Origin of the sequence: Pseudanabaena biceps PCC 7429, from assembly GCF_000332215.1 — a bacterium.
Classification (GTDB): domain Bacteria; phylum Cyanobacteriota; class Cyanobacteriia; order Pseudanabaenales; family Pseudanabaenaceae; genus Pseudanabaena; species Pseudanabaena biceps.
The window spans coordinates 1-6,512 of record NZ_ALWB01000267.1 but is presented as its reverse complement, the minus strand read 5'-3'; the positions used below and the strand labels follow the sequence as shown (position 1 = coordinate 6,512).

Here is a 6,512-nt window from a genome sequence, read left to right as displayed (position 1 = left end):
CCTGTAGCGCACGCTGCGCGTGCGCTACAGGTTTTTGGGTTTTATATTTAATTGCGCCTAACTAATTACTGCTCATTACTACCAAATTACCCCAAAAAATATTACGCAAATATTACGCAAATATTACGCAAATATTACGCAAAAAAGTAAGGCAGCACCTTGTACTGCCTTACTTTTTTAAGTGCGAAACGGTACAAATACGCGACAATGGGATGTTGAGACTAGGGCAAAACAGCTAAAAATATTGGGCAGAATTCTATGCGGCGTGCGGTTTTATGTGGATATTATGGGATGGGTAATGGTGGTGATGAAGCTCTGCTTGCCACCCTATTGCAAATGTTGCCTGATGATGTCCAACCGCTAGTATTATCGGCAAATCCTAAGGCTACAGAAAATTTACACCAAGTAGAAGCGAGCGATCGCTATTCAGTGTTTGGATTACTGAGTGTTCTCAGTCGATCGGATTTATTCATATGGGGAGGAGGGAGCCTGATGCAGGATGCCACAAGTGCCAGAAATCCGATTTATTATGGCGGTTTGATGGGGCTAGCGCAGGGCATGGGTTTACAAACGATCGCTTGGGCGCAGGGAGTTGGTCCCCTTCAGCGCAAGTTGAGTAAATGGATCGCTAAACGAGCTTTTCAGGGCTGTAAATCCATATCTGTACGCGATCGGCAATCCGCCCGCTTGCTTGCGGAATGGGAAGTTAACAGTATTGTTGCCCCCGATCCTGTATGGGCTCTAGAGGCAGAATCGATGAATATATATCGAGACTTAGCTACACCCAAGGTGGCGGTAGTATTGCGATCGCATCCAATGCTGACCTCTTGTCGGCTGGCGACCATTACTGAGGCTCTCCGATTAATCCAACAGCAAACTAATGCCAATCTTTTGTTAATTCCATTTCAACCAACCCAAGATAAAGCGATCGCCCAAGCAATTTGTGATGCACTCAACGATAAATTTCCAAAACGCAGTCAAATCATCATTCAAAAAGATCCGCGTAAACTGAAGGGAATCTTTCGTGGTGTAGATTTAACGATCGCGATGCGATTGCATGGATTGATCATGGCAGCTTCGGAGGGCTGTCATTGCTCGGCAATTAGCTACGATCCAAAAGTTTCCTATCTTATGGAAGATTTGGGTATTTCAGGTTGGGAATTAGCGGATTTACCTGATGATGCGCGAACAATAGCGGATATCTGGATTAAGGATTTAGAACATAAAAATGAAGCGATCGCCCAGCGAGTTTGTCAACTAAAACAAGACGTACTACTTCACAAACAAATTCTATAAATAGCTAGACGCAATTAACGCAATTAAATATAAACCACCAAAGATGAGTAGCAGCGCGAAGCGCTGCTACTCATCTTTGGGAATGTATGTCCTAAGCAAACCTTAAAGCCCTTGCCAGCCCTCAGTTACTGCGAGGATATTCTGCTAAAACTTGCTTGAGATATTTGCCTGTATAGGAACTTTTGACTTTAGCAACCTGTTCGGGCGTTCCTTCGGCGATGATTTTACCACCGCGATCGCCTCCTTCGGGACCGAGATCGACGATCCAATCCGCACAACGAATCACATCAAGATTATGCTCAATTGTGATGATGCTATTACCCTTATCCACCAAACGTTGCATCACATCCAGTAGCTTATGTACATCATAGAAACTTAAGCCCGTAGTTGGCTCATCGATGAGATAGAGGGTTTTACCCGTAGCCCTGCGAGCTAGTTCGGTCGCAAGTTTCACCCGTTGGGCTTCACCACCTGATAATGTTGGGGCAGATTGTCCCAAGCGGACATAGCCCAAACCCACATCCACCAACATTCCCAATTTGGTATGTGCTGAGGGAATATTCTCAAAAAAATGCATCGCTTCTTCGATGGTCATATCAAGAACATCAGCGATCGTCTTTTCTTTGTATTTAACCTGTAAAGTTTCCCGATTGTACCTTGCTCCTTTACACACATCACACTGTACGTAGACATCAGGCAAGAAATTCATCGAAATCACATTTACTCCCTGCCCCGAACAGGCTTCACAACGCCCCCCCTTGACATTAAAGGAAAATTGTCCCGCTTTATAGCCTCTGGTTTTCGCCGCAGTGGTCAGGGCAAAGGTTTCCCGAATGACATCAAAAAGCCCCGTATAGGTGGCAGGATTGGAGCGAGGGGTACGTCCGATTGGCGATTGGTCAATGACAATGAATTTATCAAGGGCTTGAAGTCCTTTCACCTCTCCCACACCAATGGGAACTGGGATTTTACGGGAGAAATGATGGTCGAGAGAATTATGGAGCAGGTCATTAATGAGAGTAGATTTCCCCGAACCTGATACACCTGTAATACAAACGAGTTTTCCTAAGGGAAGTTTAACGTTGATATGTTGGAGATTATTGAGATGGGCATCACAAATTTCCAGATATTTGCCATTGCCCTTACGTCGTTCTGCGGGGGTATAAATTTGCTTTTTTTTGGATAGGTAAGCGCCTGTAAGCGATTCGGGATGATCCTCAATATCATTGACGCTGCCTTGGGCGACAACTCTCCCACCATGCACTCCCGCGCCAGGACCAATATCGACTAGATAATCCGCAGCACGAATCGTTTCCTCATCATGCTCGACTACGATCAGTGTATTTCCAAGATCGCGCAGTTTTGTTAAAGTTGCCAAAAGTCTGGAATTATCGCGTTGGTGCAGCCCAATGCTCGGCTCGTCCAGTACGTAGAGAACGCCTGTTAAACCTGAACCAATTTGCGTGGCTAATCGGATGCGCTGAGCTTCACCACCAGAGAGCGACATGGTGGAGCGATCGAGGGTGAGATAGTCTAAGCCGACATCGAGAAGGAATTGCAATCTCGCTCCGATTTCCTGTAACACCCGATCGCCAATTTGTCGCGTACGCGCATCAAGTTCTAAATTTTTGAGGCGATCGCGACAAGTGCCAATGGGAACCGAGACAAACTCAATAATGTTATAACCACCCACCCGCACGGCAAGGGACTCTGGCTTGAGTCGAGTTCCCTCACAGGTGGAGCAATTCTGCTCGATTAGATAATTTTCTAGCTTCTGTTTTTGTGATTCGCCTGCTTCTTTATACTGCTGTTCGAGGATGGAGATGGCTCCTTCATAACGCTTGTAATAGCCTTCAGTCCGCTCACGATAAAGCGAGTCGGGTTTAATTAAAATCTTTTCAGTCGTGCCATAGAGAATAATGTCAATCTGTGACTGGGATAGATTTTCCCAAGGTGTAGTAATTTCAAAGCCTGCGTATTCACCGACACTGGCGAGTAGGGAAATGTAATAGGTGTGGGTTTTGTCTGCCCAAGGAGCGATCGCGGCATAAACGGGCAGAGAGGGATCGGGAACTAATAGGGCGGGATTAAAGGTTTTGATGCTACCTAATCCATGACAGGCAGGACAAGCCCCATAGGGAGAATTAAAAGAGAACATCCTTGGGGAGAGTTCTTCCATGACTGCGCCATGTTCGGGGCAAGCAAAGTTTTCGGAAAATGTGAGTAGGTTGCTGCCTTGATCCCGATCGGAGTCCGTCCGATCGAGAATCTCTACCATGGCAATTCCTTCGGCGCGTTTCAAGCATGTGGCGAGAGAATCGGTCAGCCTTTCTTGGATATCACCTTTGCGAACTAGGCGATCGACGACAATTTCAATATCATGGAGTTTATTTTTTTCTAGTTCAATATTGTCGCTGAGTTCGCGTACTTCTCCATCAATCCGCACTCGTCCGAAACCTTCCGATGCTAGACTCGCCAGTAATTTCTTATGGGTTCCTTTTTTGCCACGAATTACGGGAGCGAGTAATTGGAATCGAGTACGATCGCTTAATTCCATAATCGAGTCCACCATCCGATCAATGGTCTGTGGCGCTATATTGCGATCGCAAATGGGACAATGTGGCGAACCTGCTCGACCAAACAGCAAGCGCAGGTAATCATAAATCTCAGTAACCGTGCCAACGGTGGATCGCGGATTATGGGAAGTGGATTTTTGGTCTATGGAAATCGCAGGACTCAATCCCTCAATGTAGTCTACATCGGGCTTATCGACCTGTCCGAGAAACTGTCGAGCATAGGCACTCAGCGACTCAACATAGCGACGTTGTCCTTCAGCAAATATTGTGTCAAAGGCAAGGGATGACTTGCCCGAACCAGACACACCTGTAAACACGATTAGGCGATCGCGCGGAATCGTCAGATCGACATTCTTAAGATTGTGCTGTCTTGCACCCTTAACTTGAATATGAGTATGGTCTGGCATTCGAGCGCGATTTATACTTGTTAGCGTAAAGATTTGTTACTAGTGTATGCGATCGCCGCAATATTTGTGGGCTTTGACGATGGTGGATTGATCCTTTTGGTATGACAATTGCCCTCGTTTCATATAGCTGTCGCCAAGTATATATAGGACATAAACCCCAAGACTTGAATGGCGGCGCGAAGCGCCGCCATTCAAGTCTTGGGGTTTGATTTTTCCTCATTCAAGTGACTGTAGCTATACAGGCAATAAAGGCAAAGATTGTTTGAAACACAAGCTCAGGAAAGATATGTCAAAAAGATGTAATAATTTGTAACAGAATTACCAAGCGATCGCTTTACGGGCGATCAAATTTATGGAACCCGAATTAACTAATGCGGCAGCCGAAAACATAGAAATAGCCAATACAGAAGCCAATATAGAAGCCAATATAGAAGTAAATACGCCAGATATACCAGATATAAAAGAGGAACTACATCGTCATGAATGTGGCGTATGTGGCTACATATACGAACCATCCGTAGGCGATGCGAAGCGAAATATTCCTAGTGGCACAGCCTTTGAAGATATTCCTAACGATTGGCGTTGTCCCGTTTGCAATACCAAGAAAAAAGCATTTGCCGATATTGGCGTTGCAGCCAAACCCTCTGGCTTTACCGAAAACCTAGGCTATGGATTTGGGGTAAATACGCTCACTCCAGGACAAAAAAATTTATTGATCTTTGGGTCGCTGGCGCTAGCAGTCATTTTCTTCATTAGTCTTTACGCCCTCGATTAATTCACTCTCCTTTAGCATAGTTTCTTACAAACTTCCTTACAAATTCTTTTGCAAATTTTCTATAGATTTTTATGAATAAAAGCATAAAACGCTTTCTTACTTCTTTATCCCTCTGCCTATTACTAATTTGCGGCGGATTATTGGGCATGGGAATGCCAATTGCCTCAGCCAACCATGGCAATTGGCATAAGGTCGATCTCCCAGTGGCGATTACCCCCCTCGATCTTTGGTTTGACAAAAACGATCTCGATCACGGTTGGTTAGTTGGTACTGAGGCAACTCTGCTCGAATCAATCGATGGTGGCAAAACTTGGGAAGAGCGCAAACTCGATCTCGGCGACAGCATTTATCGCTTCTCATCGATTAGTTTCTCTGGCAAAGAGGGGTGGATTACAGGACAGCCCTCTCTCTTGCTACACACCACCGATGGCGGTAAATCTTGGTCGCGGATCGGACTTAGCTCCAAGTTGCCTGGTGACCCCTTTGCGATCGTTGCGCAAGGTAAAAACTCAGCGGAAATGGTTACAGATCTGGGGGCGATCTATTCCACGCAAGATGCAGGACAAAATTGGAAAGCTTTAGTAACGCAAGCCGTAGGTAATGCTCGCAATCTCAACCGTAGCGCCGATGGGCGCTATGTTGCGATATCGGCAAATGGTAATTTTTATTCGACATGGCAGCCTGGAGATGTAACTTGGATTCAACATAATCGCAATAGCTCCCGTCGAGTCCAAAACATGGGTTATACCCCCGATAACCGCCTATGGATGTTAAATCGTGGTGGTCAAGTTCAGTTTAGTGAAGTTGGCGAATTTGACAAGTGGGAGAAAAAGCAAACTCCCCGTGAAGGCGGTGGCTTTGGTCTATTGGATCTCGCCTATCAAGATGAAAATAATGTTTGGATTTCGGGTGGTAGCTCCCGCTTGATCCATAGCGAAGATGGTGGCAAGACATGGACGCGCGATCGCTCGGCGGCAAATGTCGGCGCTAATCTCTATCAGGTTTACTTTTTCTCCCACGATCGCGGTTTTGTCATCGGGCAAAATGGCACATTATTAGCCTATTCCCCCGACTAATACCAAAACCCAAAATGGCTTAGCCATTTTAGGATTTAACCCTCAAGAAGAAAATGGCAGCGCTTAGCGCCGCCATTTTCTTTATTAATATGAGTTCGGGATAATTTGAAATGGGCTTTGAGAAAGGGTTTGCATAGCAAACCCTTTCTCAAAGCCCAAAAGTAAAAGCCTTGCTACGCAAGGCTTTTACTTTTGGGCTTTTAAAATTTGCCAGCTTAACCCGAACTGACGTTAAATAAGTTATCTTAGTCAAGTTTCCTACAATGGAAGCTTGACTTTTTGTGTGGAATTTGTCGGGAGGATTGTAGGTGAGAAAGTTACAGGGTAACACTTTGTTTTTAACCACGATCGCTGCGATCGCCTTAATTGACGGAGGAAATTA

Annotated in this window: 4 protein-coding genes; 3 read left to right on the top strand and 1 reads right to left on the bottom strand. The window is 45.4% G+C overall.

The annotated features are described in order from the left end of the window. The first annotated feature begins 258 nt into the window (after window positions 1-258). Window positions 259-1,296, top strand: coding sequence for a polysaccharide pyruvyl transferase CsaB (gene csaB / locus PSE7429_RS20385; RefSeq protein ID WP_009629245.1), 1,038 nt, complete (start codon window positions 259-261; stop codon window positions 1,294-1,296). A 121-nt stretch (window positions 1,297-1,417) separates the two neighbouring features. On the opposite strand, the gene uvrA is transcribed toward csaB, so the two are convergent. Beyond that, window positions 1,418-4,279, bottom strand: coding sequence for an excinuclease ABC subunit UvrA (gene uvrA, locus PSE7429_RS20380; RefSeq protein ID WP_009629244.1), 2,862 nt, complete (start codon window positions 4,277-4,279; stop codon window positions 1,418-1,420). 352 nt (window positions 4,280-4,631) lie between these two features. Between uvrA and PSE7429_RS20375 the strand changes: the two genes are divergently transcribed. Continuing rightward, window positions 4,632-5,054: a rubredoxin gene (locus PSE7429_RS20375; protein WP_009629243.1), complete on the top strand. Its 423-nt coding sequence runs from the start codon at window positions 4,632-4,634 to the stop codon at window positions 5,052-5,054. A gap of 71 nt (window positions 5,055-5,125) precedes the next feature. After that, complete coding sequence (locus PSE7429_RS20370; RefSeq protein WP_009629242.1) at window positions 5,126-6,130, top strand: photosynthesis system II assembly factor Ycf48; 1,005 nt, start codon at window positions 5,126-5,128, stop codon at window positions 6,128-6,130. The last annotated feature ends 382 nt before the right edge of the window (window positions 6,131-6,512 follow it).

Excerpts from the sequence above, each read along its gene's own strand:
- PSE7429_RS20375 (WP_009629243.1), top strand. The coding sequence starts at position 4,632 with ATGGAACCCGAATTAACTAATGCGGCAGCCGAAAACATAGAAATAGCC.
- csaB (WP_009629245.1), top strand. The coding sequence starts at position 259 with ATGCGGCGTGCGGTTTTATGTGGATATTATGGGATGGGTAATGGTGGT.
- PSE7429_RS20370 (WP_009629242.1), top strand. The coding sequence starts at position 5,126 with ATGAATAAAAGCATAAAACGCTTTCTTACTTCTTTATCCCTCTGCCTA.
- uvrA (WP_009629244.1), bottom strand. The coding sequence starts at position 4,279 with ATGCCAGACCATACTCATATTCAAGTTAAGGGTGCAAGACAGCACAAT.